Genomic DNA, 26,403 nt, shown 5'->3' with positions numbered 1-26,403 from the left:
ACCGCGCAAAATGGCCTTAATCCACGCTTAACCTGTTTTGGTGCCGCGGGGACGGTCATGAGTGAGATAGGCGTTATCACACTTATCTTTCTGATTTTTGCGGCGATTATCGTCACGGCCGTGCTCTATCTTGAACGCCACTGGTAAGCGAATATTCTCAGGCAACCCCGCCCGGGAAGGCATTCACCAGCCCTTTAACGGTCTGCTCTGCGGCTTCGGGGGTCTCTGCGCCCGGGACCAGAATCACCTTCCGGCACTCCTCCTCCCGTTTTTCGAAAATCTTATAGGCGCGTTCCGCATCCGCAAGGGGGAGATAATGGGTCACGATCTCCTCCGGCGTAAGCAGCCCTTTTTCGATCAGCGGTAACAGTTCACCCAGCCAGGCATGGACGTGCGTCTGGCCCATCTTAAACGTCAGCCCCTTATCAAAGGCATCGCCAAACAGGAAGCCATGGATAAACCCTGCGTATACGCCGGGTACGCTGACCACCCCGCCGCGACGCACGGCAGCAATGCACTGACGCAACGCTTTGCCGCTGCTGCCTTCGATTTTAAGATTGCTGAGGATCGTTTCCGTGGTGCTGCCTTTCGCTTCAAACCCGACCGCATCAATCACGGCGTCAACGCCGCGCTGGCCCGCGGTCTGCTCGATGATTTTTTCCGCCGCGTCGTTGTCATCATCGAAGTTGATGGGGATAGCGCCATAGCGCGCCTCGGCAAATCGCAACCGGTAGGGATGGTGATCGATAACAAAGATCTGCTCAGCCCCCAGCAGCCGCGCACAGGCGATGGTCAGTAGCCCCACCGGCCCGGCGCCGAAAACGGCTAAGCTTGAGCCTTTTTCAATCTGCGCATTTTTTGCCGCCTGCCAGGCCGTGGGTAAAATGTCGGACAGGAACAGCGCTTTATCATCAGAAAGAAGCTGCGGGACTTTAAACGGCCCGACGTTACCCTTCGGCACGCGAACGTATTCCGCCTGCCCGCCCGGCACGCCGCCGTAGAGGTGGCTATAGCCAAACAGCGCCGCAGGCGCGGGAATTTGCTTTTTGTTCAGTGCGGCACCCTGCCCGGCGTTGGTATTCTCACAGGCCGCATACTGCTGGAGGCGACAGAAGAAACAGTCCCCGCAGGCGATAACAAAGGGGATCACCACGCGATCGCCCTTTTGCAGATTCTTAACCTCTGCGCCGCACTCGACGATTTCCCCCATAAACTCATGGCCAAAAATATCGCCGTGCTGCACCTTCGGTATCTTTCCGCGGTAGAGATGCAAATCGGAGCCGCAGATAGCCGTGGCCGTGACGCGCAGAATAATATCGTCGGGCTGTTCGATGATGGGGTCGGGGACATTCTCGACGCGAACATGGTGTGGACCGTGATACGTAAGTGCTTTCATGCGACCTCCGAAAGGTTCCGGGTAAGTGTATAAGGGTAGCTACCCCTGAAGGTCTGCCTGTGAATACGGGTCTTTTGAGATTTATCCTGGCAAGATAAGAAAACTGACGGAGCGCTTACAGAAACCATGACTATTTTGTGGTTGAATGAGTACAGCGTTTATAAACAAGGAGAAACGGGTATGTATCAGAGAATCATTATGCCGGTTGATGTTTTTGAAATGGAGCTGAGCGACAAGGCCGTACGCCACGCGGAGTTTCTGGCGCAGCAGGACGGTGTCATCCATCTGCTACACGTGCTGCCAGGCTCCGCCAGCCTGAGCCTGCACCGCTTTGCCGCCGATGTGCGTCGCTTCGAGGAACATTTGCAGCACGAAGCGGAAAATCGCCTGCAAACCATGGTCAGCCACTTCAGCATCGACCCTTCACGGATCAAAACACACGTCAGATTCGGCAGCGTACGCGATGCGGTCAATGAGCTGGCGACCGAGCTGAAGGCAGACGTGGTGGTTATCGGTTCGCGTAACCCGTCCATTACCACGCATCTGCTGGGCTCTAACGCCTCCAGCGTCATCCGTCACACCCATATACCGGTGATGGTCGTCAGATAAAAAAAAGAGGCCACCTTTCGGTGGCCTCTCGCTATTGCAGGTGTAGCCTTACTTTCTTTTCTTATGCGGTTTTGGTGCGGATCAGGTAGTCAAACGCGCTCAGAGACGCCTTCGCCCCTTCGCCCGTGGCGATAATAATCTGTTTGTACGGCACGGTGGTGCAGTCGCCGGCCGCAAACACGCCCTTCACGCTGGTTTCACACTTGGCATCGATGATGATTTCGCCCATGCGGTTGCGCTCAATCGCCCCTTCCAGCCAGGTGGTGTTTGGCAGCAGACCAATCTGCACGAAGATCCCTGAAAGCTGCACGCTGTGCACGTCGCCGCTCACGCGGTCGCGGTATTCCAGACCGGTCACCTTGCTGCCGTCGCCCTTCACTTCCGTGGTCTGCGCGTTCAGCACGATGTCGACGTTTTTCAGGCTGCGCACTTTATCCTGCAGAACCTGGTCGGCCTTCATGTCTGGCGCGAACTCCAGCAGGGTTACGTGTTCAACAATTCCCGCCAGGTCGATAGCCGCTTCCACGCCGGAGTTTCCGCCGCCGATCACCGCCACGCGCTTACCTTTAAACAGCGGGCCGTCGCAGTGCGGGCAGTAGGTCACGCCTTTGGTGCGATACTGATCTTCGCCCGGCACGTTCATGTTGCGCCATTTCGCACCGGTGGCAATGATGATGCTGCGCGCTTTCAGCACCGCGCCGGAGGCGGTTTCAATCTGGTGTAACCCCCCCTCAACCGCAGCAGGTACCAGCCTGCTGGCGCTCTGGCTGTCGATCACATCCACGTCGTAATCGCTGACGTGCGCCTTCAGCGCACCGGCCAGCTTCTGGCCTTCGGTTTTCGGCACGGAGATATAGTTTTCAATGTCCACGGTATCCAGTACCTGGCCACCGAAGCGTTCGCCCATCAGGCCGGTACGGATACCTTTACGCGCGGAGTACACTGCCGCCGCCGCACCCGCAGGGCCGGAACCGACAATCAGCACGTCGTAAGCATCGCGTTTGTTCAGCGCTTCTGCGGCACGTTTTTCGGCACCGGTATCCACTTTGGCGACGATTTCCGTCAGCGTCATACGGCCCTGGCCGAATTCCTGACCGTTCAGATACACCGCCGGAACGCCCATCACGTTGCGATCGGTGATTTCATTCTGGAAGGTACCGCCATCAATTGCCGTGTGTTTGATGCGCGGGTTGAGGACCGACATCAGGTTCAGCGCCTGCACCACGTCAGGACAGTTGTGGCAGGAGAGCGAGTAATAGGTTTCAAACTCATAATCACCGTCGATATCGCGGATCTGCTCCAGCAGCGCCTGCGCCTCTTTCGACGGATGACCGCCGGTCCACAGCAGCGCCAGCACCAGCGAGGTAAATTCATGCCCCAGCGGCGAGCCGGCAAAACGCGGCCCCAGCTCAGAGCCTGGGTTAGTGATCAGGAAAGACGGCTTACGGACGTTAAGCGAGTTATCCTCTTTGAAGGTCACTTTTGGTGACAGTTCAGCGATCTCTGCCAGCAGCTCCTTGATCTCTGCCGATTTCGCGCTGTCGTCCAGCGTGGCAATCAGCTCAACGGGTTTGGTCAGTTTCTCAAGGTAGGCCTTGAGCTGGGTTTTCATCGTGGTGTCGAGCATGGTTCTTCCCTCTCTTAAAACGTCATCATGCAAGCTGCCTTATACGGGCGGCCTGAATGCAACTTGCATCATGGTGCTGGAATGAAATGGGCGCGGGTGCGCCCATTGATTGCCGGGTGGCTCGTCGTTTACCCGGCCTACGATACTGTAGGCCTGTGCAAGCGCAGCGCCGCCAGGCTTTACAGACTTAGATCTTGCCGACCAGGTCTAAAGATGGCGCCAGCGTTGCTTCGCCTTCTTTCCATTTAGCCGGGCACACTTCGCCTGGGTGAGAAGCGACATACTGCGCTGCTTTTACTTTACGCAGCAGGTCAGACGCATCACGGCCGATACCTTCAGCGGTAACTTCGATAGCCTGGATAATGCCCTGCGGGTCAACAACGAAGGTCGCACGGTCAGCCAGGCCTTCATCTTCACGCATGTTGTCGAAGTTACGGGTCAGGGCGCCAGTCGGGTCACCGATCATCGCGTATTTGATTTTGGCGATGGTTTCAGAGCTGCTGTGCCATGCTTTGTGGGTGAAGTGGGTATCGGTAGACACAGAGTAAACGTCTACGCCCAGCTTCTGCAGTTCGTCGTAATGGTCAGCCACGTCGCCCAGTTCGGTCGGGCAAACGAAGGTGAAGTCAGCCGGATAGAAGAAGAAGACGCTCCAGCGACCTTCGGTATCTTTCTCGGTTACTTCGATGAACTCACCGTTTTTGAACGCCTGGTTTTTGAAAGGTTTAATTTTAGTGTTAATCAAAGACATCTGTACTTCCTCCGTGTTTTCGTTGAGATGTAAGGTAACCAACTTTATCCATCGGGGCTAATGCGTATGCTTTATCAAATCAATCAGCCAAACCTTACAACGCCAACAAGACAACCTTGTGAACGAAACTAACGGAAAGCCTGAACGTAAAAAGGCCGCCCTGGTGGGCGGCCCTGATACCTGAACTTTCCACAGGAACTTTCAGTGCCAGCCTGGGCTGGCGTTGCGTTGCGCTCTACATACCTTATTTCAGGCCGTAACAGCGGTTTGATTACAGCACCGGTTTTCAGTTTGGGCAATGCGTCACGCCGGCATTCCGCCCTATGGCTGTGATAGGTTTTACCGAATAGCCTCCGCGTCTGCCTGACTCAACGAGAGGCTTAATAATGAGAATGAGTTGCAATAAGTGGTCTGCCTGGTGGCCAGAACGAAAGTGACAATAATGAGTCACAGCGAATGTATAACCAATAATGGTTATTTGAGAACAACGCCGCAAGTTTTAAAGATAAAAATATCTTAATAACGGCTGAAGTTCTATTTCAATAATCCAGCCTCGTGATATATTAAGCTCGTATTTAAAACAAATTAAGTAGGTTAATCACAAGGATTGTAAATGATTAACTTCGAACTATAGTTATCAGTAATGTGATGACAACAACACACTCAGGATGATTTATGGCAAATCTTTACGACCTTAAAAAATTCGATCTTAATCTGTTAGTCATTTTTGAGTGCATTTATCAGCACCTTAGCATTAGCAAGGCAGCGGAAACACTCTATATCACGCCCTCAGCAGTGAGCCAGTCCCTGCAACGCCTGCGCGCGCAACTGAATGACCCGCTTTTTATTCGTTCGGGTAAAGGCATTACCCCGACGACGGTGGGGATCAATTTGCATCACCATCTGGAAGAAAACCTTAATAGCATTGAGCAAACCATTAATATCCTGAATAACGCGCAGCTCAAAAAGAGCTTTGTCATCTACTGCCCGCAGATTGTGGCCCATGGGCGCTTCGGCAGCCTGCTAAGCTCTCTGCTTGCAGACGAAAATTACGACATAGAACATAATGATGTGCTCTTATCTCCTGAGTCAGCCGAGGATTTGCTCGCCTACCGCAAGGCCGACCTGGTGTTTAGCTTTGCTCCCGTTAACAGTCGCTCTATCGTCTGTACCCGCTTTATGAAGTTAGCAATGCTGTTGGCGTGCAGCAAAGATCACCCCCGCCTCGGCGATAGCGCAACGATTGAGGAACTCAGCCAGGAAAAATTCACGCTGATGCGCAGTCAGGAGAATGGCATAAAAGAGTTCCAGCTGCAGTCAAACATTCTCCTTCCGGAACGCAACGTCTGTTTCCGCAGTGACTCACTGCTTTCGATTATGAATATTATTGGCGTGAGTGATTTAATAGGCTTTGTACCAACAATATTGTTTGAACGATATAAAGACCATCTCAACCTGAAGAGCATTTCCTTGCCTTTTGCGATTCCTCAAGTAGATGTTTACATGCTTTACAATCGCTCGGCGTTAAACAGCAGCGTGTTTACGCAATTCATTGAAAAAATCGAAGTGGAATAACTTGCGATATCGCCTGAATACTTTTTAATTACATTCGGGCAACAAATCCTTTAATGGAAGATCTTATTCTTCCGGTTTCTCCTTAATATCTTTACTATTCATGGTTAATCAGCGTAAATAAAAGCCCCCGACAGTCATACTCAGGAAGAGATTGAACATGTCACTGTATAAATATCCCCTGCAGCTTAACGTGCTGGAGGCCGCGCAGGAGCGCATCGCCTGGACGTTCGCCACCTTTTCCCGCATCTGCGTCTCCTTCTCCGGTGGCAAAGACTCCACCGTCATGCTGCATCTCACCGCGCAAATGGCCCGGGCGCAAAAACGAAAAATCAGCGTGCTTTTTATTGACTGGGAAGCACAGTTCTCCTGCACCATTGAGCACGTTAATGCGCTGCGCGAAGGCTACCGGGACGTCATCGAGCACTTTTACTGGGTGGCGCTTCCGCTGACCACGCAAAATTCCCTCTCACAGTATCAGCTTGAATGGCAATGCTGGGCGCCGGACGTGCGCTGGGTGCGCCAGCCACCGGAAGGCGCCATCACCGCTGCGGATTATTTTGATTTTTACCAGACGGGAATGACCTTTGAAGCCTTTGTCCGCTCGTTTTCCGACTGGTTTGCCCTGCACCGTCCGGCAGCCATGCTGGTGGGCATTCGCGCCGATGAATCCTACAACCGATTTTTGACCATCGCCAACAACCGTAAGCATCGCTTCGCGGACGATAAGCCCTGGACAACCACCGCGCCCGGCGGGCACGCGTGGTACGTCTATCCTCTTTACGACTGGAAAACCGCAGACATCTGGACATGGTTTGCAAAATCCGGAAGCAGCTATAACCCGCTCTACAACCTCATGTTTCAGGCGGGCGTCCCGCCGCGCTATATGCGCATCTGCGAGCCCTTCGGCCCGGAACAGCGCCAGGGACTGTGGCTCTATCACGTTCTCGAGCCCGAGCGCTGGGCCGCCATGTGCGAGCGCGTCAGCGGCGTGCGCAGCGGCGGCTTCTACGCCGGGCAGAACAACCACTTTTATGGCCACCGGAAAATCCTCAAACCCGATCACCTCGGCTGGCGCGACTACGCCATGCTCCTGCTGAACAGCATGCCGCAAAACACGGCTGAGCATTACCGCAATAAAATCGCGATCTATCTGCACTGGTATCAGAAGAGAGGCATGCCGGATATCCCCGAGACGCAGGACGGCGATATCGGCGCCAAAGACATCCCCTCATGGCGCCGTATTTGTAAGGTATTACTTAATAATGACTACTGGTGCAGGGCGCTGTCGTTCAGCCCGAATAAACCTAAACATTATCAGCGCTACAGCGAACGAGTGAAGGCGAAGCGCAAGGAGTGGGGCATTTTATGCGACAAAGAATAATTACCGAGATCGAAACGTACCTTCAGTCACTTTGCGAGGAGGATCGGATTACTGCCATCAATGCCTTTCGCGAAGCGATCCATAAAAACAGCCCTTTTCGCGAGCAACCGATAGACTGCGTTCTCTGGATCAAACAGGACGCGATTATCGCTAACGACTACAACCCCAATAACGTTGCCCCTCCGGAAAAACGGCTGCTCAGCAAGTCACTCGAACTCGATGGATTCACCCAACCTATTGTTGTGACGGAAAGTGAAGCCCATCACTACGAAATTGTGGATGGCTTTCATCGCCACGAAATCGGCAAAAGTCGGGCGGCGTTAAAGCGTCAGCTCAGGGGATATCTCCCCGTCACCTGCCTGCGCCAGCACCGGCAGGATAAACATGACCGTATGGCCGCCACGATTCGCCACAATCGGGCGCGGGGTCGGCATCAAATCAACGCCATGTCAGATATCGTGCGCGAACTGGCACAGCTCGGCTGGAATGATGAGCGAATAGGCAAAGAGCTGGGCATGGACAGCGATGAGGTGCTGCGCCTCAAGCAAATCAACAGTCTGCTGGAGCTGTTTGCAGGCCGCCGTTACTCAGAAGCGTGGACGGTGAAATAATCAGAGCGTGTTCAAACGCTCCGCCGCCGCCAGCAGCGTCGATTCCTGCTTCGCAAAGCACAGGCGGATCAGCCTGTGCGGGAAGGGATCGGCGCAGAACACCGACAATGGAATGGCGGCCACGCCGACCTCTTTCGTCAGCCACTGGCAAAAGCTAACGTCGTCCAGATCGGAAATCGCGCTGTAGTCGGCGAGCAGGAAATAGGTTCCTTCAGACGGCAAAATTTCCAGGCGGCTTTGGCTCAGCGCCGCCACAAACAGATCCCGACGTTCACGATAGAAGTGCGGCAGCTCGCGGTAATGCGCGGGTTCCGCGCGCAGCATATCCGCCAGCGCCAGCTGAGCCGGCGTGTTCACGGCAAACGTCAGGTACTGATGCACTTTGCGCAGCTCAGCGCTGATGGCCGCCGGGGCCACGCAGTACCCTACCTTCCAGCCGGTCATATGGTAGGTCTTACCAAACGAAGAGACGGCGATAGCACGCTCGCGAAGCTGCGGATGGGCCAGCACGCTGGCATGCCCTTCCTCAGCAAAGCAGATGTGCTCGTAGACTTCATCGCTCAGGACGTAAATTTCCCGTTCGGCGATAGCCTGCCACAGCGCGGCATAATCGGCTTTTTGCCACACCGTCGCCGACGGGTTATGCGGCGTATTCAGGATCACCAGACGGGTTTTGTCACTCAGCAGCGCAGCAAACGCCTGCCAGTCAGGGCGGAAATGCGGCGGCTGGAGCGCCACGCGTTTCACCACGCCGCCGGAGAGTTCAACCGCAGGCGCATAGCTGTCGTAGCTCGGATCAAAGCAGATGACTTCATCCCCCGCGCGCACCAGCGCGGTGATGGCCGCGTACAGCGCTTCGGTCGCCCCTGCCGTCACCGTGATGTCGGTGTTCGCATCGGGCTTATGGCCATACAGCTCCGCCGTTTTGTCGGCAATCGCTTCCCGCAGCGCCTGCACGCCCGTCATCGGCGCATACTGATTCGCCCCCTGCGCCACGTGATACGCCAGACGCGCCTGCAGATAAGCCGGGCCGTCGAAATCCGGGAACCCCTGAGAAAGGTTAATGGCGTTGTGCTGCTGCGCCAGGGCGCTCATCTGCGTAAAGATGGTAGTACCGAGGTTGGGAAGTTTACTTTGCGGAATCAAGGCGTTAATGCTCATTGTGTTGTGCCTGCGTGTAATACTTATGTTGCTGCCACTATAACACGATGTTAGTCTTTGGCAATCAAGACGCTTAGACGTCTAAACCATATGAATATTCCTGGCCGAGAGGGTAAAAGGAAAATGACAGACAACCTGCAACTCACGCATCTGGTCGACGCCTGCCGCTGGATCGGTGCCAAAGGCTGGGCGCCCGCTACCGGCGGTAACATGTCGGTGCGTCAGGACGAACATCTCTGCTGGCTCAGCGAATCCGGCAAAGACAAAGGTAGCCTCACAACCGATGACTTTCTGCAGGTGGAGATCGCCACCAACCGCGCGCCGTCCGGTCGTAAACCGTCGGCGGAGACCGGTCTGCACACGCTGATTTATCGCCTGTTCCCGGAAGCCAACGCCGTGCTGCACGTTCACACGGTTAACGCCACGGTGCTATCGCGTCTGGTCAAAGAGGCCGAGCTCACCATCAGCGGCTTTGAGATGCAAAAATCCCTCACCGGACAAACCACGCATCTGGATACGGTGGCAATCCCGGTCTTTGATAACGACCAGGATATCGACGCCCTCGCCTCACGCATCGCTCATTACGCCCAGGAACGGCCGCTTAATTATGGTTTTCTTCTGCGCGGTCATGGCTTAACCTGCTGGGGACGCGACGTGGCCGAAGCCCGGCGTCATCTGGAAGGATTAGAGTTCTTATTTGAATGCGAAATGCGTTTACGACAACTGGAGAGAGTATGATTCGCGCGATTGTGACGGATATTGAAGGGACCACCAGCGATATTCGTTTTGTCCATGATGTTTTGTTCCCCTACGCGCGTGAGCGACTGGCGGCCTTCGTGACCGCGCAGCAGTACGCCGAGCCGGTCAAATCCATTCTGGACAACCTGCGTGATGAAATCGCTAACCCACACGCCAGCGTCAGCGAACTTATCGACGCCCTGTTTGCCTTTATGGATGAAGACCGTAAATCTACGGCACTTAAAGCGCTGCAGGGGATCATCTGGCACGACGGCTACGTTAACGGCGACTTTACCGGCCATCTCTACCCGGACGTGCTCCCGGCGCTGGAAAAATGGAAAGCGCAAGGGATTGATCTCTATGTTTATTCCTCTGGCTCCGTCGCCGCGCAGAAACTGTTATTTGGCTACAGCGACGAAGGTGATATTACTCATCTGTTCAGCGGCTATTTCGACACCCATATCGGCGCCAAGCGCGAGGTGCAGTCTTATCAGAACATTGCGGCGCAAACGGGCATTGCCCCGTCGCAGATCCTCTTCCTCTCCGATATTCATCAGGAGCTGGACGCGGCTGAACAGGCAGGATTTCGTACCCTGCAGCTGATTCGCGGTGATGATGACGGCGCAAGCCACCACCATCAGGTCCACCAGTTTGACGAGATTAACCCGGAGCAGATCCCTTCATGAGCGCATTGACCATTTATTCCGACAAAGACGCCAGTCAACACCAGTGGCACAGCACCGACGCCGCCGAGATTGCCCAACGGCTCAACGCGAAAGGCGTGCGGTTTGAACGCTGGGCGGCGGATCGCGATTTAGGACACGATCCCGCGCCTGAAGCCGTGATCGCGGCGTATCAACATGCGATCGACAAACTGGTGGCAGAGAAGGGCTATCAGAGCTGGGACGTGATCAGCCTGCGCGCCGACAATCCGCAGAAAGACGCGCTGCGCGCGAAGTTCATGAACGAACACACCCACGGCGAAGACGAAGTACGCTTTTTCGTGGAAGGCGCGGGCTTGTTCTGCCTGCACATCGGCGATGAGGTATATCAGGTCTTGTGCGAGAAAAACGACCTGATCTCCGTGCCCGCGGGCACGCCGCACTGGTTTGATATGGGCTCAGAGCCGAACTTTACGGCGATTCGTATTTTCGATAACCCGGAAGGCTGGGTTGCCCAGTTTACCGGTGACGCAATTGCGGATGCGTATCCACGCCTGGCCTGATCTTTTCTCCCTCTCCCTGTGGGAGAGGGTCGGGGTGAGGGCACCAGCGCGCACTACGCGTTAAGCCCTTTCACATACGCCACCAGCTGATCCAGCACAATCCCCCACCCTTCGTGGAAGCCCATCTGCTCATGCTGCTCACGAATTTCCTTCGTGGGGTGGCGCGCTATCGCCGTATAGCGGGTTTTGCCCTCGCCCACCTCTTCCAGCAGCAGGATCGCCGTCATAAACGGCTTCTCGGCCGGTTTCCAGCCTTCGGTATAGCCGTCGGTAAAGACCAGCTTTTTCCCCGGGTCGATTTCAAGGAACACGCCCCGGTTATCCATCCGCTGGCCGTCCACCTCAAACACGGTGTTGAACCGCCCGCCCACGCGCAGATCGAGATCGCAGTCGAGCACCTTATGCGGTGCAGGGATGAAGAAGTGTTTGATGTGTTCGGGCGTAGTCCAGCAGAGCCACAGGAGGTCGCGTGGTGCGTCCACCACGCGCTCCAGTTTTAAGTCTGTTTCAGGGTCGAGCGTCACGATGTTGTCCTCTTAAGGGAGCCCCTTAAAGGATAGCCGGACTCAGGCAAATTTCCCTTCTGCAACCTCTTCCGGCGTGACCACGCCCGTATCCAGCACCCAGCCGCTAATCAGCGAGGCTGGGGTCACGTCAAACGCCGGGTTGTAGACCTTCGCGTTTTCAGGTGCCCACTGCACCGCGCCAAAGCTTCCGGCGACGCCCGTCACCTCGCTGGCGGCGCGCTGCTCAATCGGGATCGCGTCGCCGTTCGGGCAGTCCGGATCGAGGGTCGTTTGCGGCGCGGCGACGTAGAACGGAATGCCGTGGAATTTTGCCAGCACCGCCAGGGAGTAGGTGCCGATTTTGTTCGCCACGTCGCCGTTGGCCGCAATGCGGTCTGCGCCCACCCACACGGCGTCGACCTGCCCTTTCGCCATCAGGCTGGCGGCCATGGAGTCGGTAATCAGCTGATACGGCACGCCCAGCTCGCCCAGCTCCCAGGCGGTCAATCTACCGCCCTGCAGCAGGGGGCGGGTTTCATCCACCCAGACGTTGCTGACGTTGCCTTCCTGGTGCGCGCGAGCAATCACCCCCAGCGCGGTGCCGACGCCCGCCGTTGCCAGCCCGCCGGTGTTGCAGTGGGTCAGCAGACGGCTGCCGGGCTTCACCAGCGCGCTGCCCGCGCTGGCAATCGCATCGCAAAGTCGTTTGTCTTCGTCAATCAGGCGCAGCGCTTCGGCCACCAGCGCCGGAACATACTCTTCCTGCCACAGCGCCCGCTTCATGCGGTCGAGGTTGTTCATCAGGTTCACCGCCGTCGGGCGGGACGCGCGCAGGGTTTCCAGCGCAACCGCCAGCTCATCACGGCTTTTGCCGTTTTCCGCCAGCAGCGCCAGCAGCAGGCTTGCAGAGAGACCAATCAGCGGCGCGCCGCGCACCCGCAGGGCGTGAATATGCCCCACCAGCGCCTCTACCGTTGAGGCATCCAGCCAGCGTTTCTCCTGCGGAAGGGCCTGCTGGTCGAGAATAAAGAGCTGATTATCCGCTACCCGCAGGCTGGTCGTCTGTAATGTCTGCATGTCGTTAATTCCCTGTTGCGTTGTTGTAGCACATTGTGTCAGGATGAATTCCAGATGTATAGACGTCTACATGTCTTTATTAGCAAACCCGTGAGGAGCAGGCCATGTCGCAATACCGTACCTTTACCGCTCAGGACGCCGTGGAATATGCCAGGCAATTTGGCGACCTTGACGATCCTTCATCGCTGGTGGAGGCGCAGGAGGTAGGCGACGGCAACCTCAATCTGGTGTTTAAAATTTTCGACAGCGCGGGCGTGAGCCGCATCATCGTCAAGCAGGCGCTGCCCTACGTGCGCTGCGTCGGCGAGTCCTGGCCGCTGACGCTGGATCGCGCCCGTCTGGAGGCGCAAACCCTGGTCGAGCACTACCGGCACAGCCCGCAGCACACAGTGAAAATCCACCACTTTGACCCGGAACTGGCGGTAATGGTGATGGAAGATCTCTCCAGCCATCGCATCTGGCGCGGCGAGCTGATCAAAAATAATTATTACCCGCAGGCGGCGCGTCAGCTGGGTGAATACCTCGCGCACGCGCTGTTCCACACCAGCGATTTCTTCCTGCATCCGCACGAGAAGAAAGCGCAGGTGGCGAAATTCATCAACCCGGAGATGTGCGAGATCACCGAAGATCTGTTCTTCAACGATCCGTACCAGATCCACGAACGCAACAGCTACCCGGCCGAGCTGGAAAACGACGTCGCCGCCCTGCGCGACGACGCCCAGCTGAAAATGGCCGTGGCCGCCCTCAAGCACCGCTTCTTTTCTCAGGCTGAAGCCCTGCTGCACGGGGATATCCACAGCGGCTCGATTTTTGTGGCCGACGGCAGCCTGAAGGCCATCGACGCCGAGTTCGGCTATTTTGGCCCGATTGGATTTGATATCGGCACCGCCATCGGCAACCTGCTGCTCAACTTCTGCGGCCTGCCGGGGCACCTGGGCATTCGCGATGCCGCCGCCGCGCGCGAGCAGCGCCTGACCGATATTCAGGAGCTGTGGAACACCTTCGCGGAACGCTTCCAGGCGCTGGCGCACGAGAAAACGCGCGACGCGGCGCTCAGCGCGCCGGGCTATGCCTCCGCGTTCCTGAAAAAGGTCTGGCATGACGCCATCGGCTTCTGCGGCACCGAACTCATTCGCCGCAGCGTCGGGCTTTCCCACGTCGCGGATATCGACACCATTCAGGACGAGGCGATGCGCCACGAGTGCCTGCGCCACGCGATAACGCTCGGCAAGGCGCTGATCGTGATTGCCGATCGTATCGACAGCGCGGAAGATCTGGTGGCGCGGGTGAGGCAGTACAGTTGAGAACGTTTGCCCGGTGGCGCTGCGCTTACCGGGCCTACGGGTGCAAAATGTAGGCCGGGTAAGGCGAAGCCGCCACCCGGCTAAAACTCATCCTAAATACTCAATCACCGACAGCCCGCCGTTGTAGTCCGTGCTGTAAATAATCCCCTGCGCATCCACAAACACGTCGCACGACTGGATCACCTGCGGGCGATTCGGGCGGGTATCCATCATTTTCGCCGGCGCGGCAGGCACCAGCGCCCCCGTTTCAACCGGCCGATACGGATTAGAGATGTCATACGCGCGCACGCCCGCATTCTGATAGGTGGCAAAAATCAGCGTGGAGCTGACAAAGCTTCCCGGCCGGTTCTCGTGCAGGTTGTGCGGGCCGAAATGCGCCCCTTTCGCCACGTAGTCGATTTCATCCGGCTGCGGGAAGGTAGAGATGCTGACCGGGTTCGACGGCTCGCGGATATCAAACAGCCAGATCAGCTTCTCGCCGTCTTCCTGGTTATCGAGCACCGCTTCGTCCAGCACCACCAGCAGATCGCGGTCCGGCAGCGGCAGCGCGGTGTGCGTGCCGCCGCCAAACGGCGGACTCCAGTTACGGTGGCTAATGAGCTTAGGCTGGGTGCGATCCTTAACGTCCAGCAGCGTCAGGCCGCCGTCGCGCCAGCTGCCGTACGCGGTATCGCCGGCAATAATCGCATGGTGAAGCGCGTAGCGTTTCCCTTCCGGCCAGTTAGGCTTCTCCCCTTCTGCCTGATTCATCCCCGGCAGCCACCAGCGCCCTGCCACCTCGGGCTTACGCGGGTCGGCCAGGTCAATCGTCAGAAAGATGTAGTCGGTAAAGCCGTCAATAAGCGCCGACACGTACGCCCAGCGGGCACCGACGTACCAGATGCGGTGAATGCCGATGCCGCTCAGCGACAGAAAGCCGATTTCGCGCGGTCTGTCCGGCGTGGAGATATCAAAAACGCGAAGCCCGGCGCTCCAGCCTTTGTCCTGCACGTCGCTGACGGTCTCTCCTACCTGCCGGGTGTAGTAGACCTTCTCGTCGGCAAAACGCGCATCGGCAAACAGATCCCGGGCGTTGATGACCAGCAGCAGATCGTCATGCGCCTGGAGGTGCACGTTCCAGGTGCCGGGCGGCGCGGGAACATAGCCCGCGGGTTTCGGGTTTTTCGGGTCGCGCACGTCCACTATCGAAAAGCCCTGCGACACCATATGGCCGATCCAGGCGAAACCGCGGTGCACCATCAGCTGCACGCCGTCCGGGCGACCGCCCTGATCGCTATGGCCAATCAGCCGCATATTGCGGCTGTATTCGGGAGGGGGTAAATGAGTCACCTTGAGCTCCTTTCGCCGGGTGGCGGCTGCGCCTTACCCGGCCTACAACACCGTAGGCCCGGTAAGCGAAGCGCCACCGGGCATTATTTTGACCTGGCTTCCAGCGTCGCAAACCACGGCGCGATAAAATCTTCCGTCTGGCCCCAGCCCGGAATGATTTTCCCCAGCGACGCCACGTTCACCGCGCCCGGCTGGGCGGTCAGCAGCGCCTGCGGAATAGCGGCCGCTTTAAAATCGTAGGTGGCCGGGGTCGGTTCACCGGCAATCTTGTTCGCCACCAGACGCACGTTGGTCGCGCCAATCAGCTTCGGATCCACCGCCACGCTCACCTTCCACGGGCTGCCCGGCTCGCGCATCAGCTGCAGATCCTGGTTGGAGATGTCGATGCTGTAGAGTTTAATCTCGGTACGGCCGTTCTCCTTCAGCGCCTTATACGCGCCCTGGCTGAAGGCGTCCCAGGTTCCCCAGATGGCGTCGATTTTGCCTTTCGGGTATTTCGCCAGGATCGCCCCCACCTTGTTGGCGGTGTCGCCCTGCACGTCAGATGAGACGGCACCGATAGACTCCAGCTCTTTGATGTCCGGATACTGCTTTTGCAGTTCTTTATACGCCGCCTGACGGCGCTCCATTGGCGGGAAGCCCGCTACCCACAGCTTGACGATATTGGCCTTGCCGTTGAAATCTTTCGCCAGCTGGCCGAAGGAGAGATTGGTCAGAGAGGCATCGTCCTGTTGGGTAACGGTCACGCCCGGGATCTCGCCGTTGACGGCGGTATCAAACACGGCAATCTTAATTCCGGCGTCCACCGCCTTCTTCACCAGCGCGGTGGAGTACGGATCGCGGCCCTGAGACAGGATAATCCCGTCGTACTTCTGGCTGATGGCCTGGTTCACGAAGTCCTGGAATTTGGCGTCGTCCCCGTTGCTTAAAAAGGTGCTGACCTTAAAGCCAAGCTTCTTCCCTTCCTGAATGGCCCCGGCAATAAACTGCGTGGTGTTGTCGTCTGAGCCGAGGTTACGGATCACCGCGATGCGGATCGGGCCGTCATGGTTGGCAATGGCCGCCGGGAGCGGTGCGGGCGTGGCCGCGAAGCCAGGCAGAGCGGTGAATAACCCTAATGCCACCAAAGAGAGTGCAATCTTTTTCATTTTTTATCCCGTTGTGTTGTCAGCGTTTTTGTATGTAGGTAATCGCCAGCGCTACCGCGAGCACCAGCCCTTTTATAATGTCCATGGCGTAATACGGCACGGAGAGCATCACCAGCCCGTTCGACAGCACGCCGAGAATCACCGCCCCCACCAGCGTGCCCAGGGCATTCGGCTTGCCGGACCCGGCCAGCGAGAAGCCGATCCACGCCGCCGCCACCGCATCCATCAGGTAACCGCCGCCCGCGTTCACCTGCGATGAGCCAATGCGCGAGGCCAGCAAAATCCCGCCCAGGCCCGCCAGCAGGGAGGCAATCACGTAGGCCGCCACCTTGTAGCGCGTGGTGCGAATCCCCGAGAGACGCGCCGCTTCCGGGTTACCGCCAATGGCATACATCCGACGACCGTGAGTGGTGAGCGACAGCCCAAGCTGCGCCAGCACCGTCACCACCAGCATGACGATCACGATAGTCGGCACCTGTCCCAGCAGGCTGAACGTCGCAGGGATGGTGCCTTCCGCCATGTCGCCGCTCGGCAGCACCATGTTCTCGGTAATCGACCCGCCGTAGCTGTAGGTCATCGCCACGCCCTGGATCACAAACAGGCTGGCCAGCGTCGCGAGCATGTCCGGAATGCGCAGGATGACGATCAGAAAGGCGTTAAACAGCCCCACCAGCGTGCAGAGCGCGAGGGTGATAAGAATCGACTCGGTGGTGCCGAAGCCGTGCCAGACAAAAAGCGAAATCACCAGCGCGTTCGCCAGCGACGCGGTAGACCCCACGGAGAGATCGAACCCGCCGATGGTCAGCGAGATCGACACGCCGATGGCAATCACCGTCACGATGGCAATCGAGCGCAGGATATTGATGATGTTGTTGGGATCGAGGAAGCTGTCCGACGCCAGGCCAAAGACGGCCACCAGCGCGACGACGGTTAACAGCATGCCCCACTTGTAGAGAAAATCGAAAATCTGCTGACGGCCAGACGCCGTCGCGTTTACTGAAAGGGCCTTGCTCACGACGCCGTTCCTCCGGTTGAATAATAAAGTAGTGTCTCTTCACGGGCCTCGGCCCCGGCGATCTCCGCCACGATGCGCCCGTCCCACAGGACGCAGATGCGGTCGCACAGCCCGACCAGCTCGGCAAATTCGCCCGAGGCGTAAATCACCCCTTTGCCCTCGCGCGCCAGGCCGTCAATCAGCTGGAACAGATCGGTTTTGGCCTTCACGTCCACGCCTTTGGTCGGCTCGTCGAAGATCAGCACGCTCGCGTCATTGCGCAGCCATTTGCCGATGGCGATCTTCTGCTGATTGCCGCCGGAGAGACGTCGCAAAACCTGCCCGGGACCGCGGGCGCGCACGCCGACGCGGGCGATCACCTCCTCCGCCCAGCGCCACGCCTGACGATGGCCGAAAAGGCTCCAGCGCGAAAAGCTGTTATCGGCGCACACGGCAAGATTCATGCTCACCGGCTCGTCGATAAAAATGCCCTCTTTGCGCCGCTCTTCCGGCACCAGCGCCAGCCCGCGCAGCACCGAGTCCGCCGGGTCGCGCGGCTGCCAGGGCTGTTGATTCAGCTCACCGCGCGCCACGCGGCTTTTGCTGGCGCCAAACAGCGCCTTACAGAGTTCTGTTTTGCCCGCGCCCGCCAGCCCGGCAATACCGAGAATTTCGCCCTTGCGCAGGTGCAGAGAGATATCTTTCAGCAGCGCGTCGTCGTGCAGCCCTTCTACCCGCAGCAGCGTTTCGTCGCCGTGCGGCGGCCGCGCGGGCGGGTAGATATCGCTCAGCACGTGGCCGAGCATCTTCTCGACGATCGCTTCGCCGCTCAGATCGGCCATCGGGCCGGACTCAATCAGCTTGCCGTCGCGCAGTACCGTCAGGGTGTCGCAGATGGCCTTCAGCTCGTGAATGCGGTGTGAGATAAACACCACGCCGATGCCCTGCTGCTTTAACCGTCTCACCACCGCAAACAGGCGCTCGCTCTCGTGCGCGTCCAGCGGCGCGGTGGGCTCATCAAGAATGAGAAAACGGCAGTGGTGTGACAGCGCACGCGCCAGCAAAATCTGCTGCTTTTCGGCAAGCGTGCAGCTGTCGATGGAGCGGCGAACGTCCAGAGAAACATCCAGCTGCGCCAGCGCCTGTCTCGCCTGCTGGCGGACGGCGCGCCAGCTGAAGCGATGCCCCGGCTGCGCCAGCTGGTCGAGCATGATGTTCTCAGCGATGCTTAATCCCGGGATCAGCGCCACGTCCACCTCCTGCTGCACGAGGTGGATCCCCAGCCGTTTGGCGTCCAGCGGCTCGCGGATGCTTACCGGCTGGTTATTAATGCAGATTTCGCCTTCATAGTGGTCGTGCGTCCCGCACAGCACCGCCATCAGCGTCGATTTCCCCGCGCCGTTGGCGCCGGTCAGCGCATGTACCGATCCGCCGGTTAAGGTGAAGTTCACGCGCGACAGCGCCTGAAAGCCGGAAAAGGCCAGGCTGATACCGCGCATTTCAAGGCGACTGGAAACCATCCGCGTAAATCCTTCATTACTCTTCTGATTTATCGAATTTTTCACAGCTCAGGTTGACTGACAACGACGGAAAATGCATAAGTTAAAGCGAAATATTATTAGCCATCCGGATGTCCAGACATAACATCGGGTTAGCGCTTGCTAAAAAAGGACAACACCATGAGCAACACCGATATCCGCGTCGTGCCTGGCCCGGCGAACTACTTCTCCCATCCCGGAAGCCTTGCGCGTCTGAATGACTTCTTTACCCCGGAGCAGCTTTCCCGCGCGGTGTGGATTTACGGCGAGCGCGCTATCGACGGCGCGCGCCCGTTCCTGCCGGAGAGCTTTCACGCGCCGGGAGCGAAACACCTGCTTTTTAAAGGCCACTGCAGCGAGCGCGACGTCACCCATCTGGTGGACGAATCCGGCAGTGACGCCAGCGTGGTGATTGGCGTCGGCGGCGGTGCGGTACAGGATGCCGTCAAGGCCGTAGCGCGTCGTCTGGGGGTGCCGTTCGTGGGCATCCCCACCATTGCCGCCACCTGCGCGGCGTGGACGCCACTCTCCGTCTGGTACAACGATGCCGGTCAGGCGCTGCAGTTTGAGATCTTCGATGACGCCAACTTCCTGGTGCTGGTGGAGCCGCAGATCGTTCTCAACGCCCCGGCCGAATACCTGCTGGCGGGTATCGGCGATACGCTGGCGAAGTGGTACGAAGCGGTGGTGTTGGCACCTGAGCCGGAGAACCTGCCGCTGACCGTGCGGCTTGGCCTTAACGGCGCGCTGGCGATCCGCGACGTGCTGCTGGAGCACAGTGAGGAAGCGCTGGCCGACCAGCAGCGCGGCGAACAGACGCAGGCGTTCCGGGACGTGGTGGACGCGATTATCGCCGGCGGCGGGATGGTCGGCGGTCTGGGCGAGCGCTATACCCGCGTGGCGGCGGCGCATGCGGTGCACAACGGCTTAACCGTGCTGCCGCAGACGGAAAAATACCTGCACGGCACCAAGGTGGCCTACGGCATTCTGGTCCAGAGCGCCCTGCTCGGCCAGGACGACGTGTTGGCGCAGCTGGTGGCGGCGTACCGGCGCTTTAACCTCCCGACCACGCTTCGCGCGCTGGACGTCGATATTCACAACCGCGACGAGCTGGATAAGGTGATAGCTCACACCCTGCGTCCGGTGGAGTCAATTCACTCTCTGCCGGTGACGTTAACGCCCGACGTTCTGCGCGCCGCGTTTGAGAAGGTGGAATCCTTCAGCCGTTAATCGCGCCGACAGGCTATACCTAATGATGATTCTCACCACTCTCGTCACGAGGTCATCATGCAGATCGATTTAACAGGTAAAAAGGCGCTGGTTACCGGCGCCAGCCGTGGATTGGGTCGGGCTATCGCGCTGTCGCTGGCACGCGCCGGTGCCGATGTGGTTATTACGTATGAAAAATCCGCCGATAAAGCCCAGGCGGTCGCCGATGAAATTAAGGCGCTTGGGCGGCACGGCGAAGCGATTCAGGCCGACAGCGCCAGCGCGCAGGCGATTCAGGATGCCGTCACCCATGCGGCGCGTGCCCTTGGCGGGCTGGACATTCTGGTCAACAACGCGGGTATCGCGCGCGGCGGCCCGCTGGAATCCATGACGCTGGCGGACATTGACGCGCTGATCAACGTCAACATTCGCGGCGTAGTGATCGCCATTCAGGAAGCGCTGGTGCACATGTCCGACGGCGGGCGCATCATCAACATCGGCAGCTGTCTGGCGAACCGCGTGGCGATGCCGGGCATTGCCGTTTACTCGATGACCAAGTCTGCCCTTAACTCCCTCACTCGCGGCCTGGCGCGCGATCTGGGGCCGCGCGGCATTACCGTTAACCTGGTGCATCCCGGCCCCACCAACAGCGATATGAACCCGGAAGACGGCGAACAGGCGGAAGCCCAGCGCCAGATGATCGCGGTCGGCCACTACGGCCAGCCGGAAGATATCGCGGCGGCGGTCACCTTCCTCGCCAGCCCGGCTGCCGGGCAGATCTCCGGCACAGGGCTGGATGTCGACGGCGGGTTGAACGCCTGATCGCACCTTTTCTGCAAGCCTCTGTCGTCCGGCAGAGGCCTTGTCGAGCCGCCTTGATGTTTCGCTTTTTACCGCTTACTTCCGTTTTATGTCCGCTCTACAGTACCTCATAAGAAATTCGGAATTTATCTAATAGTCTTATTATTTCCTTATAATTTGTGCGGGCGTACAGTGGAGGTACGGATGAAGATTGTCTGGTCTAATGGTGCAAAAAAGGCTTTTTCCAGAATTGACGAGCGGTATCAACGCCGCATTGAGGTAAAGCTTGCCGAACTGGATGACCGCTCGGCACCCCGGCCCGATATCAAAAAAATATCGGCGACAGAAAATCATTTCCGGCTACGCGTTGGCGATTACCGCATCATCTATACGCTTCGGGACGATCCCGATAACCATTGTTATGTTTTAGCCGTCAAGCGCAGAACTTCAACGACTTACCTGCATGAGGAGAAAGCCACCTATGGCTGTTCAGCTAATTAAGGACGATAACGGTAAAACGCAGTATGTGGTTATTCCTTATCACGAATACTTCCGCATGTGCTCACAGATGGCAGAGATCGACGACGAAACCGATGACGATCTGGAGGATATTGAGGTCGAACACGATAGTCTGGATGACGTGGAATTGCCCGGAGACGTGTGCAGCATCATGACCTGGCAGAACGTCAGCCTGCAGGCCGCGTGGCGTATCCTGCGCGGGCTATCCCAGCAGGAGGTGGCGGAGAAACTGGGCATCAGCCAGTCCGCCGTGTCACAGCTGGAAGCGCTGGACTCCCGTCCGCAAAAGCGCACCCGCGAAAAGCTGGCGGCGATCTACGGCTGTAAGCAGGAGCAGATCAGCCTCTATCTCCCGAAAGAGGGTTAACAGCACTTCGCCCCGCCCTTGCCGCCGTAGCGGGCGTCCTGGCGGTCGCGGAAAAATTCTTCGTAGGTCATGGGCGTCTGGTCTGGATGATTGACGCGCATATGCTCGACGTAGTTGTCGTAGTCCGGCACGCCAATCATCATTTTGGCGGCCTGGCCCAGGTACTTACCGGCTTTGGAAAGGGTGTCGAACATAGTTCTGATCTCACAGGGAATGTAGGCCGGGTAAGCGCTAGCGCCACCCGGCACACGGGTTAATGCGCCCCTTTGGCCTGGGTCACAATCTCTTCCAGGTTTTCAGGCATTGGCTCATACGGCGTCTCTTTCGCCGTTGGCGCGTCGACTTTCAATGCCGCCAGCGCGGTCCTGAGAGAATACAACGCCAGCACCACGACCACCACCATAAAGAAGATGGTCAGCCCGGCGTCCAGACGGTTGTTAAACACCAGCTGCGACAGCTGCGATTCGGTGTACTGCGCCGGGATCTTGCCGCTGTCGATCATCGCCTGGAACTTGTTGGCGATCGCCAGGAAGCCCACCTTGTTATCCGGGCTGAAGGCCTTCTGCCAGCCCGCCGTCAGGGTACAGACCAGCAGCCACGCGGTCGGCACCAGCGCCACCCACGCGTAACGTTGGCGCTTCATCTTGAACAGCACCACCGCACAGAGCATCAGCGCCATGCCCGCCAGCATCTGGTTGGCGATACCGAACAGCGGCCACAGGGTGTTGATCCCGCCCAGCGGATCGACCACGCCCTGATGCAGGAAGTAGCCCCACGCCAGCACGCACAGCGCCGTCGCCAGCAGGTTAGCCGGGAGCGAATCGGTCCGCTTCAGGTTCGGGGAGATCACCCCCAGCAGATCCTGTAGCATAAAGCGCGCCGCACGGGTTCCCGCATCCACCGCCGTCAGGATAAACAGCGCTTCAAACAGAATGGCGAAGTGATACCAGAACGAGACATCCATCAGCCCGCCCAGCGCGCCGTGGAGAATATACGCCATGCCGACCGCCAGCGTCGGCGCCCCGCCCGCGCGGGAGATAATCGACTGCTCGCCCACTTCGCTGGCGATGCTCGTCAACGTTTCAGGCGTAATCGCAAAGCCCCAGCCGCTCACCACCTGCGCGGCGGAAGCCACCACGTCAACGGTGCCGGCCGGGGCCAGTACCGCCATCGGGCTGTTCATCGCAAAGTAAACGCCCGGGTCGATAATGCAGGCGGATACCAGCGCCATAATCGCCACGAAGGACTCCATCAGCATGCCGCCGTAGCCAATCAGGCAGGCCTGATTTTCATTCGCCAGCATCTTCGGCGTCGTCCCGGAGGCGATCAGCGCGTGGAAGCCCGACACCGCACCGCAGGCGATGGTAATAAACAGGAACGGGAACAGATTGCCGGTCCAGACCGGGCCGGTACCGTCGATAAATTTGGTTAACGCCGGCATGGTCAGCGTTGGGCGCATAATCAGAATACCGATTGCCAGCCCGACAATGGTGCCGATTTTCAGGAAGGTAGAGAGGTAGTCACGCGGAGCCAGCAGCAGCCATACCGGCAGCACCGCCGCCACAAAGCCGTAGCCCACCAGCATCCAGGTCAGCTGCACGCCGGTAAAGTCAAAGAACGGCGCCCAGGTCGGGCTTTCCGCCACCCAGCCGCCGGAGATAATGGCGAACACGAGCAACACCAGACCAATCACCGACACTTCACCAATGCGGCCCGGACGCAGGTAGCGGATGTAGATCCCCATGAACAGCGCCAGCGGAATAGTAAAGGCTACGGTATACGTTCCCCATGGGCTGTGGGTCAACGCTTTCACCACGATCATCGCCAGCACCGCGAGGATGATCACCATGATCATAAAGGTCGCCACCAGCGCAATCACCCCGGCAGTGGCCCCCATCTCCTCTTTCACCAGCTCCCCCAGCGAACGTCCGTCGCGGCGGGTGGAGACGAACAGCACCATAAAGTCCTGCACCGCCCCCGCCAGCACCACCCCGGCGAGGATCCAGATCATCCCCGGCAGGTAGCCCATTTGCGCCGCCAGCACCGGGCCCACCAGCGGGCCTGCCCCGGCGATCGCCGCAAAATGGTGACCGAACAGCACTTTCTTGTCGGTCGGCACGTAGTCCAGACCGTCGTTATGGCGGACGGCAGGCGTCATGCGGGTGCTATCGACCGCCAGAACATTTTTAGCGATATAGCGACCATAAAAACGATAGGCGATCAGGTAAACGCAGACCGAGGCAACGACGATCCAGAGCGCGTTGATCTGCTCCCCCCGGTTGAGGGCGATGTAGCCCAGGGCAAAGGCTCCCACAACGGAGAGCCCTGCCCATGTAAGGTATTTCCCTGAGTTGTTCATAGTTGTTGTCCGTTGTTGTGAAACAGTGAGATGTTACATTTTGTTTCTAGAACAACCGGAAAAATTTAACAACTTTGAAACGCAATAATGCGTGGTCAAACCAGAGATTTACACCACAGTGTTAAGCCGATCACTTTGATCTGCCTGGGCTAGCCCAGCACCATCGTACTCAACCGGCAGGTACAGCACCGCCGCCCCTGCTCGTCGAAAACCCCAATCTCCCAGCTCTGGCTCGAACGCCCAAGATGCAGCGGCTGACACACGCCACGAACCGTGCCGTGGGATACCGCCCGATGATGCGTGGCGTTCAGCTCCGTTCCCACCACGCTCTGCCCGTCGCGGGTCATCAGAAATCCGGCCATTGAGCCGAGCGTTTCCGCCAGCGCCGCCGAGGCCCCGCCGTGGAGCAGGCCAAACGGCTGATGGGTACGCGCATCCACCGGCATCTCCGCTTCCAGCGTGTCGTCCCCGAGGCGGGTATAGACGATGCCCAGGTTCGCCACCAGGGTATTCACGCTGGTGGCGTTCAGTTCCTCAAGCGATAATGACGTTTCCAGATCATTTATGCCCCCAGCGTGGAGCCGCCGTCCACCACGATATCCTGCAGGGTGATATGGCTGGCGGCATCGGAGGCAAGGAATAGCACCGTGCTGGCGATCTCCTGTGGACGGGCAATTTTGCCCAGCGGAATACCGAGCTTAAAGTGCTCGCCGAAGCCGCGAATGCGCTGCTGCTCCGCATCGTCGCTTTTCCACAGGGTGCGCTGCATATCGGTGTCCGTTGAGCCCGGCGACACCAGATTGCAGCGCACGCCGCTGCCTGCCAGCTCCAGCCCAACGGTCAGAGCCAGACTTTTCAGCGCCGCTTTCGATGCGCCATAGGCGCTCATGCCGATGCGCGGCGTGTGCGCCGCATCGGACGCTACGGTCACAATCGCCCCGCCCTGCTGACGGCGAAACTGCCCCATGGTCTGCTGGAACAGATTGAATGCGCCACCAACGTTGACCGCAAAGGTGTCCTGCCAGTCCTTCTGCGAGAGCTGGTCCGTCGCCCCCATGCGCAGAATGCCCGCCGCGTTGACCAGCACGTCCAGCCGTTCGAGCGAAGCCAGCACGCGCCCGCACACCTCCTGCACCTGCCCGGCATCCGCCACGTCCAGCGTTTCGGTGGCAAACGGATAATGATCCTGCGGGAAGGCCAAATCGAACCCGGTCACCTGCGCGCCGGCTTCGGCAAACGCCAGTGCGGTCGCGTAGCCAATCCCCTTCCCCGCGCCCGTCACCCAGACGGTTTTACCGGTGAAATCCCATCCCATCACTTCACCTCGCGGGAAAGCAGCGCCCACCAGGCGTCGAGGGTCGGATTTTTGGCCAGCATCACGAAGTCGATATCGCCGTGTACTTTGCGCCAGCGGGCGGCCAGCGCCATCATGCGCACTGAATCCAGGCCGTAGTCGATCAGGTTTTCGTCATCCATCGGCTCGTCGGACTCGTCCAGCAGCGGCAGAATGAGCTCGCGCAGTGCGGTCTTCGAGGCCGGAACGGACGGCAGTAGTTCGTCGGTCATCACCACGCGGCCCGAGCGTCCGGCCACATAGTTCAGCGACATCAGGTGCTCGTCACGGGTGAAATCCGCCAGCGCGTCGGCAATGAAGAACGGCTTAATGTCGCGCATAAAGGCGTCGGTGGCGGTGGTCATGCAGCCGATGTGGGCGTAGACGCCGGTAATCAGCAGCTGGTTGCGGCCCGTCTCTTTCAGCATCTGCTCCAGCGGCGAGCGGTGGAACGCGCTGTAGCGCCACTTCACCAGCACCGTGTCCGCTTCGTCCGGCGCCAGCTCGGCGACGATGCGCTGCTGCTCCGGCGAACGGGTCAGGCCCGGGCCCCACATGTCGTTCAGCAGGGCGCGATCGTCATCGCTCTGCTCTTTTGGCTGCGCGGTGTAGTACACCGGGATACCGTGTTCTTTGCACCAGACGCGCAGTCTGGCGATGTTCGCCACCACCTGCTGCATCATCTCGCTGTTTTCGCCCCAGAAGTTCAGGAAATACTCCTGCATATCGTGGATCAGCAGCGCTGCGCGCTCGGGCTCAAACGCCCAGTTCACCTTGCTGGTCGGCAGCTCTGCGGCGGTCGGCAGCGCGTAAGCGGTTAATTTTGGAATGGCCATACTCTTTTC

Annotated in this window: 27 protein-coding genes and 1 pseudogene; 13 read left to right on the top strand and 15 right to left on the bottom strand. The window is 58.6% G+C overall.

Annotation, left to right across the window (positions count from 1 at the left end; all coding sequences use genetic code 11):
• Positions 1–57 precede the first annotated feature (57 nt).
• The gene (yldA, locus tag ACOTXF_RS07330; protein ID WP_274620904.1) at positions 58–147 is read left to right on the top strand and encodes a small membrane protein YldA; all 90 of its coding nucleotides are present in this window, start codon (positions 58–60) and stop codon (positions 145–147) included.
• 10 nt (positions 148–157) lie between these two features.
• Here yldA and ACOTXF_RS07325 read toward each other — a convergent pair whose 3' ends face one another.
• Positions 158–1,396 (bottom strand): zinc-dependent alcohol dehydrogenase, encoded by a 1,239-nt coding sequence (locus tag ACOTXF_RS07325; RefSeq protein ID WP_048962004.1) that lies wholly within the window; start codon positions 1,394–1,396, stop codon positions 158–160.
• A 180-nt stretch (positions 1,397–1,576) separates the two neighbouring features.
• On the opposite strand from ACOTXF_RS07325, the gene uspG reads away from it, so the two are divergent.
• On the top strand, positions 1,577–2,005 hold the full coding sequence (uspG, locus tag ACOTXF_RS07320) for a universal stress protein UspG (RefSeq protein WP_008501017.1): 429 nt from the start codon (positions 1,577–1,579) through the stop codon (positions 2,003–2,005).
• Between the two features lie 61 nt (positions 2,006–2,066).
• On the opposite strand, the gene ahpF is transcribed toward uspG, so the two are convergent.
• Together ahpF and ahpC are read right to left on the bottom strand one after the other, a co-directional pair.
• The gene (ahpF, locus tag ACOTXF_RS07315) at positions 2,067–3,632 is read right to left on the bottom strand and encodes an alkyl hydroperoxide reductase subunit F (RefSeq protein WP_232926743.1); all 1,566 of its coding nucleotides are present in this window, start codon (positions 3,630–3,632) and stop codon (positions 2,067–2,069) included.
• Positions 3,633–3,819: 187 nt separating this feature from the next.
• Positions 3,820–4,383, bottom strand: a complete 564-nt coding sequence (ahpC, locus tag ACOTXF_RS07310; RefSeq protein ID WP_008501015.1) for an alkyl hydroperoxide reductase subunit C — start codon at positions 4,381–4,383, stop codon at positions 3,820–3,822.
• Positions 4,384–5,058: 675 nt separating this feature from the next.
• On the opposite strand from ahpC, the gene citR reads away from it, so the two are divergent.
• The 3 genes from citR to ACOTXF_RS07295 all read left to right on the top strand — a co-directional run bounded on the left by citR (position 5,059) and on the right by ACOTXF_RS07295 (position 7,950).
• The gene (gene citR / locus ACOTXF_RS07305; RefSeq protein ID WP_232926745.1) at positions 5,059–5,958 is read left to right on the top strand and encodes a DNA-binding transcriptional repressor CitR; all 900 of its coding nucleotides are present in this window, start codon (positions 5,059–5,061) and stop codon (positions 5,956–5,958) included.
• Between the two features lie 157 nt (positions 5,959–6,115).
• On the top strand, positions 6,116–7,339 hold the full coding sequence (locus ACOTXF_RS07300) for a phosphoadenosine phosphosulfate reductase (RefSeq protein ID WP_232926747.1): 1,224 nt from the start codon (positions 6,116–6,118) through the stop codon (positions 7,337–7,339).
• Positions 7,324–7,950 carry an IbrB-like domain-containing protein gene (locus tag ACOTXF_RS07295; RefSeq protein ID WP_232926749.1) on the top strand — a complete coding sequence of 209 codons (627 nt, stop codon included), beginning with the start codon at positions 7,324–7,326 and terminating at the stop codon, positions 7,948–7,950. Before ACOTXF_RS07300 ends, ACOTXF_RS07295 begins: the two co-directional genes overlap by 16 nt.
• Here the strand turns inward: ACOTXF_RS07295 and ACOTXF_RS07290 are convergent, their stop codons facing one another.
• Complete coding sequence (locus ACOTXF_RS07290) at positions 7,951–9,111, bottom strand: pyridoxal phosphate-dependent aminotransferase (protein WP_232926751.1); 1,161 nt, start codon at positions 9,109–9,111, stop codon at positions 7,951–7,953.
• 123 nt (positions 9,112–9,234) lie between these two features.
• Between ACOTXF_RS07290 and ACOTXF_RS07285 the strand changes: the two genes are divergently transcribed.
• The 3 genes from ACOTXF_RS07285 to ACOTXF_RS07275 are packed head-to-tail and all read left to right on the top strand — an operon-like array spanning position 9,235 to position 11,074.
• Positions 9,235–9,849, top strand: coding sequence for a methylthioribulose 1-phosphate dehydratase (locus ACOTXF_RS07285; RefSeq protein ID WP_008501010.1), 615 nt, complete (start codon positions 9,235–9,237; stop codon positions 9,847–9,849).
• Positions 9,846–10,535, top strand: a complete 690-nt coding sequence (gene mtnC, locus ACOTXF_RS07280) for an acireductone synthase (RefSeq protein WP_008501009.1) — start codon at positions 9,846–9,848, stop codon at positions 10,533–10,535. Before ACOTXF_RS07285 ends, mtnC begins: the two co-directional genes overlap by 4 nt.
• Positions 10,532–11,074, top strand: a complete 543-nt coding sequence (locus ACOTXF_RS07275) for a 1,2-dihydroxy-3-keto-5-methylthiopentene dioxygenase (protein ID WP_232926753.1) — start codon at positions 10,532–10,534, stop codon at positions 11,072–11,074. Before mtnC ends, ACOTXF_RS07275 begins: the two co-directional genes overlap by 4 nt.
• 53 nt (positions 11,075–11,127) lie before the next feature.
• Here ACOTXF_RS07275 and ACOTXF_RS07270 read toward each other — a convergent pair whose 3' ends face one another.
• Together ACOTXF_RS07270 and mtnA are read right to left on the bottom strand one after the other, a co-directional pair.
• The gene (locus tag ACOTXF_RS07270) at positions 11,128–11,598 is read right to left on the bottom strand and encodes an SRPBCC family protein (RefSeq protein WP_023326890.1); all 471 of its coding nucleotides are present in this window, start codon (positions 11,596–11,598) and stop codon (positions 11,128–11,130) included.
• A gap of 42 nt (positions 11,599–11,640) precedes the next feature.
• Entirely contained in the window at positions 11,641–12,657 is a 1,017-nt protein-coding gene (mtnA, locus tag ACOTXF_RS07265; RefSeq protein ID WP_021242599.1) for an S-methyl-5-thioribose-1-phosphate isomerase, read from the bottom strand.
• Between the two features lie 104 nt (positions 12,658–12,761).
• On the opposite strand from mtnA, the gene mtnK reads away from it, so the two are divergent.
• A complete protein-coding gene (gene mtnK / locus ACOTXF_RS07260) occupies positions 12,762–13,961 on the top strand; it encodes an S-methyl-5-thioribose kinase (RefSeq protein WP_234115181.1) in 1,200 nt (399 codons plus the stop codon).
• An 87-nt stretch (positions 13,962–14,048) separates the two neighbouring features.
• Here mtnK and ACOTXF_RS07255 read toward each other — a convergent pair whose 3' ends face one another.
• From ACOTXF_RS07255 to ACOTXF_RS07240, 4 genes are all read right to left on the bottom strand, one after another.
• Positions 14,049–15,290: an LVIVD repeat-containing protein gene (locus ACOTXF_RS07255; RefSeq protein ID WP_232926757.1), complete on the bottom strand. Its 1,242-nt coding sequence runs from the start codon at positions 15,288–15,290 to the stop codon at positions 14,049–14,051.
• 83 nt (positions 15,291–15,373) lie between these two features.
• Positions 15,374–16,438, bottom strand: coding sequence for a sugar ABC transporter substrate-binding protein (locus ACOTXF_RS07250; RefSeq protein WP_048962800.1), 1,065 nt, complete (start codon positions 16,436–16,438; stop codon positions 15,374–15,376).
• A 19-nt stretch (positions 16,439–16,457) separates the two neighbouring features.
• Positions 16,458–17,453, bottom strand: a complete 996-nt coding sequence (locus ACOTXF_RS07245; protein ID WP_021242603.1) for an ABC transporter permease — start codon at positions 17,451–17,453, stop codon at positions 16,458–16,460.
• Positions 17,450–18,952 carry a sugar ABC transporter ATP-binding protein gene (locus ACOTXF_RS07240; RefSeq protein WP_048962799.1) on the bottom strand — a complete coding sequence of 501 codons (1,503 nt, stop codon included), beginning with the start codon at positions 18,950–18,952 and terminating at the stop codon, positions 17,450–17,452. The genes ACOTXF_RS07245 and ACOTXF_RS07240 overlap by 4 nt, the downstream gene beginning before the upstream one ends.
• Positions 18,953–19,111: 159 nt before the next feature.
• On the opposite strand from ACOTXF_RS07240, the gene ACOTXF_RS07235 reads away from it, so the two are divergent.
• The 4 genes from ACOTXF_RS07235 to ACOTXF_RS07220 all read left to right on the top strand — a co-directional run bounded on the left by ACOTXF_RS07235 (position 19,112) and on the right by ACOTXF_RS07220 (position 21,866).
• Positions 19,112–20,200, top strand: coding sequence for an oxidoreductase (locus ACOTXF_RS07235; RefSeq protein WP_048962798.1), 1,089 nt, complete (start codon positions 19,112–19,114; stop codon positions 20,198–20,200).
• A 57-nt stretch (positions 20,201–20,257) separates the two neighbouring features.
• Positions 20,258–21,001, top strand: a complete 744-nt coding sequence (locus ACOTXF_RS07230; protein ID WP_039024444.1) for an SDR family NAD(P)-dependent oxidoreductase — start codon at positions 20,258–20,260, stop codon at positions 20,999–21,001.
• 183 nt (positions 21,002–21,184) lie between these two features.
• Positions 21,185–21,481: a type II toxin-antitoxin system RelE family toxin gene (locus ACOTXF_RS07225; protein WP_023326881.1), complete on the top strand. Its 297-nt coding sequence runs from the start codon at positions 21,185–21,187 to the stop codon at positions 21,479–21,481.
• Positions 21,462–21,866, top strand: coding sequence for a helix-turn-helix domain-containing protein (locus ACOTXF_RS07220; RefSeq protein WP_008500997.1), 405 nt, complete (start codon positions 21,462–21,464; stop codon positions 21,864–21,866). The genes ACOTXF_RS07225 and ACOTXF_RS07220 overlap by 20 nt, the downstream gene beginning before the upstream one ends.
• Here ACOTXF_RS07220 and ACOTXF_RS07215 read toward each other — a convergent pair.
• From ACOTXF_RS07215 to ACOTXF_RS07195, 5 genes and pseudogenes are all read right to left on the bottom strand, one after another.
• A complete protein-coding gene (locus ACOTXF_RS07215) occupies positions 21,863–22,060 on the bottom strand; it encodes a YbdD/YjiX family protein (RefSeq protein WP_006809671.1) in 198 nt (65 codons plus the stop codon). The two genes, ACOTXF_RS07220 and ACOTXF_RS07215, sit on opposite strands and share 4 nt — an antisense overlap.
• A 59-nt stretch (positions 22,061–22,119) precedes the next feature.
• Positions 22,120–24,225: a pyruvate/proton symporter CstA gene (gene cstA / locus ACOTXF_RS07210; protein ID WP_048962797.1), complete on the bottom strand. Its 2,106-nt coding sequence runs from the start codon at positions 24,223–24,225 to the stop codon at positions 22,120–22,122.
• Positions 24,226–24,374: 149 nt separating this feature from the next.
• Positions 24,375–24,787, bottom strand: a pseudogene (entH, locus tag ACOTXF_RS07205) (proofreading thioesterase EntH).
• Entirely contained in the window at positions 24,788–25,540 is a 753-nt protein-coding gene (entA, locus tag ACOTXF_RS07200; RefSeq protein ID WP_047745868.1) for a 2,3-dihydro-2,3-dihydroxybenzoate dehydrogenase EntA, read from the bottom strand.
• Entirely contained in the window at positions 25,540–26,394 is an 855-nt protein-coding gene (locus ACOTXF_RS07195) for an isochorismatase (RefSeq protein ID WP_047745866.1), read from the bottom strand. Before ACOTXF_RS07195 ends, entA begins: the two co-directional genes overlap by 1 nt.
• Positions 26,395–26,403: the final 9 nt, after the last annotated feature.

Source organism: Enterobacter cloacae complex sp. IR53041 (genome assembly GCF_049238285.1).
Taxonomy (GTDB): Bacteria; Pseudomonadota; Gammaproteobacteria; order Enterobacterales; family Enterobacteriaceae; genus Enterobacter; species Enterobacter roggenkampii.
The sequence above is the reverse complement of the archived record's forward strand: the minus strand, read 5'-3'. Positions and strand labels throughout refer to the sequence as shown.

What these genes read in the sequence shown, in the direction of transcription:
- mtnK (WP_234115181.1), top strand. Translation starts at nt 12,762, where the DNA reads ATGTCGCAATACCGTACCTTTACCGCTCAGGACGCCGTGGAATATGCC.
- ACOTXF_RS07325 (WP_048962004.1), bottom strand. Translation starts at nt 1,396, where the DNA reads ATGAAAGCACTTACGTATCACGGTCCACACCATGTTCGCGTCGAGAAT.
- ACOTXF_RS07250 (WP_048962800.1), bottom strand. Translation starts at nt 16,438, where the DNA reads ATGAAAAAGATTGCACTCTCTTTGGTGGCATTAGGGTTATTCACCGCT.
- ACOTXF_RS07285 (WP_008501010.1), top strand. Translation starts at nt 9,235, where the DNA reads ATGACAGACAACCTGCAACTCACGCATCTGGTCGACGCCTGCCGCTGG.
- ahpF (WP_232926743.1), bottom strand. Translation starts at nt 3,632, where the DNA reads ATGCTCGACACCACGATGAAAACCCAGCTCAAGGCCTACCTTGAGAAA.
- mtnC (WP_008501009.1), top strand. Translation starts at nt 9,846, where the DNA reads ATGATTCGCGCGATTGTGACGGATATTGAAGGGACCACCAGCGATATT.
- ACOTXF_RS07275 (WP_232926753.1), top strand. Translation starts at nt 10,532, where the DNA reads ATGAGCGCATTGACCATTTATTCCGACAAAGACGCCAGTCAACACCAG.
- entA (WP_047745868.1), bottom strand. Translation starts at nt 25,540, where the DNA reads ATGGGATGGGATTTCACCGGTAAAACCGTCTGGGTGACGGGCGCGGGG.
- ACOTXF_RS07240 (WP_048962799.1), bottom strand. Translation starts at nt 18,952, where the DNA reads ATGGTTTCCAGTCGCCTTGAAATGCGCGGTATCAGCCTGGCCTTTTCC.
- yldA (WP_274620904.1), top strand. Translation starts at nt 58, where the DNA reads ATGAGTGAGATAGGCGTTATCACACTTATCTTTCTGATTTTTGCGGCG.
- ACOTXF_RS07220 (WP_008500997.1), top strand. Translation starts at nt 21,462, where the DNA reads ATGGCTGTTCAGCTAATTAAGGACGATAACGGTAAAACGCAGTATGTG.
- cstA (WP_048962797.1), bottom strand. Translation starts at nt 24,225, where the DNA reads ATGAACAACTCAGGGAAATACCTTACATGGGCAGGGCTCTCCGTTGTG.
- ACOTXF_RS07290 (WP_232926751.1), bottom strand. Translation starts at nt 9,111, where the DNA reads ATGAGCATTAACGCCTTGATTCCGCAAAGTAAACTTCCCAACCTCGGT.
- ACOTXF_RS07215 (WP_006809671.1), bottom strand. Translation starts at nt 22,060, where the DNA reads ATGTTCGACACCCTTTCCAAAGCCGGTAAGTACCTGGGCCAGGCCGCC.
- ACOTXF_RS07225 (WP_023326881.1), top strand. Translation starts at nt 21,185, where the DNA reads ATGAAGATTGTCTGGTCTAATGGTGCAAAAAAGGCTTTTTCCAGAATT.
- uspG (WP_008501017.1), top strand. Translation starts at nt 1,577, where the DNA reads ATGTATCAGAGAATCATTATGCCGGTTGATGTTTTTGAAATGGAGCTG.
- citR (WP_232926745.1), top strand. Translation starts at nt 5,059, where the DNA reads ATGGCAAATCTTTACGACCTTAAAAAATTCGATCTTAATCTGTTAGTC.
- ACOTXF_RS07295 (WP_232926749.1), top strand. Translation starts at nt 7,324, where the DNA reads ATGCGACAAAGAATAATTACCGAGATCGAAACGTACCTTCAGTCACTT.
- ACOTXF_RS07235 (WP_048962798.1), top strand. Translation starts at nt 19,112, where the DNA reads ATGAGCAACACCGATATCCGCGTCGTGCCTGGCCCGGCGAACTACTTC.
- mtnA (WP_021242599.1), bottom strand. Translation starts at nt 12,657, where the DNA reads ATGCAGACATTACAGACGACCAGCCTGCGGGTAGCGGATAATCAGCTC.
- ahpC (WP_008501015.1), bottom strand. Translation starts at nt 4,383, where the DNA reads ATGTCTTTGATTAACACTAAAATTAAACCTTTCAAAAACCAGGCGTTC.
- ACOTXF_RS07195 (WP_047745866.1), bottom strand. Translation starts at nt 26,394, where the DNA reads ATGGCCATTCCAAAATTAACCGCTTACGCGCTGCCGACCGCCGCAGAG.
- ACOTXF_RS07230 (WP_039024444.1), top strand. Translation starts at nt 20,258, where the DNA reads ATGCAGATCGATTTAACAGGTAAAAAGGCGCTGGTTACCGGCGCCAGC.
- ACOTXF_RS07300 (WP_232926747.1), top strand. Translation starts at nt 6,116, where the DNA reads ATGTCACTGTATAAATATCCCCTGCAGCTTAACGTGCTGGAGGCCGCG.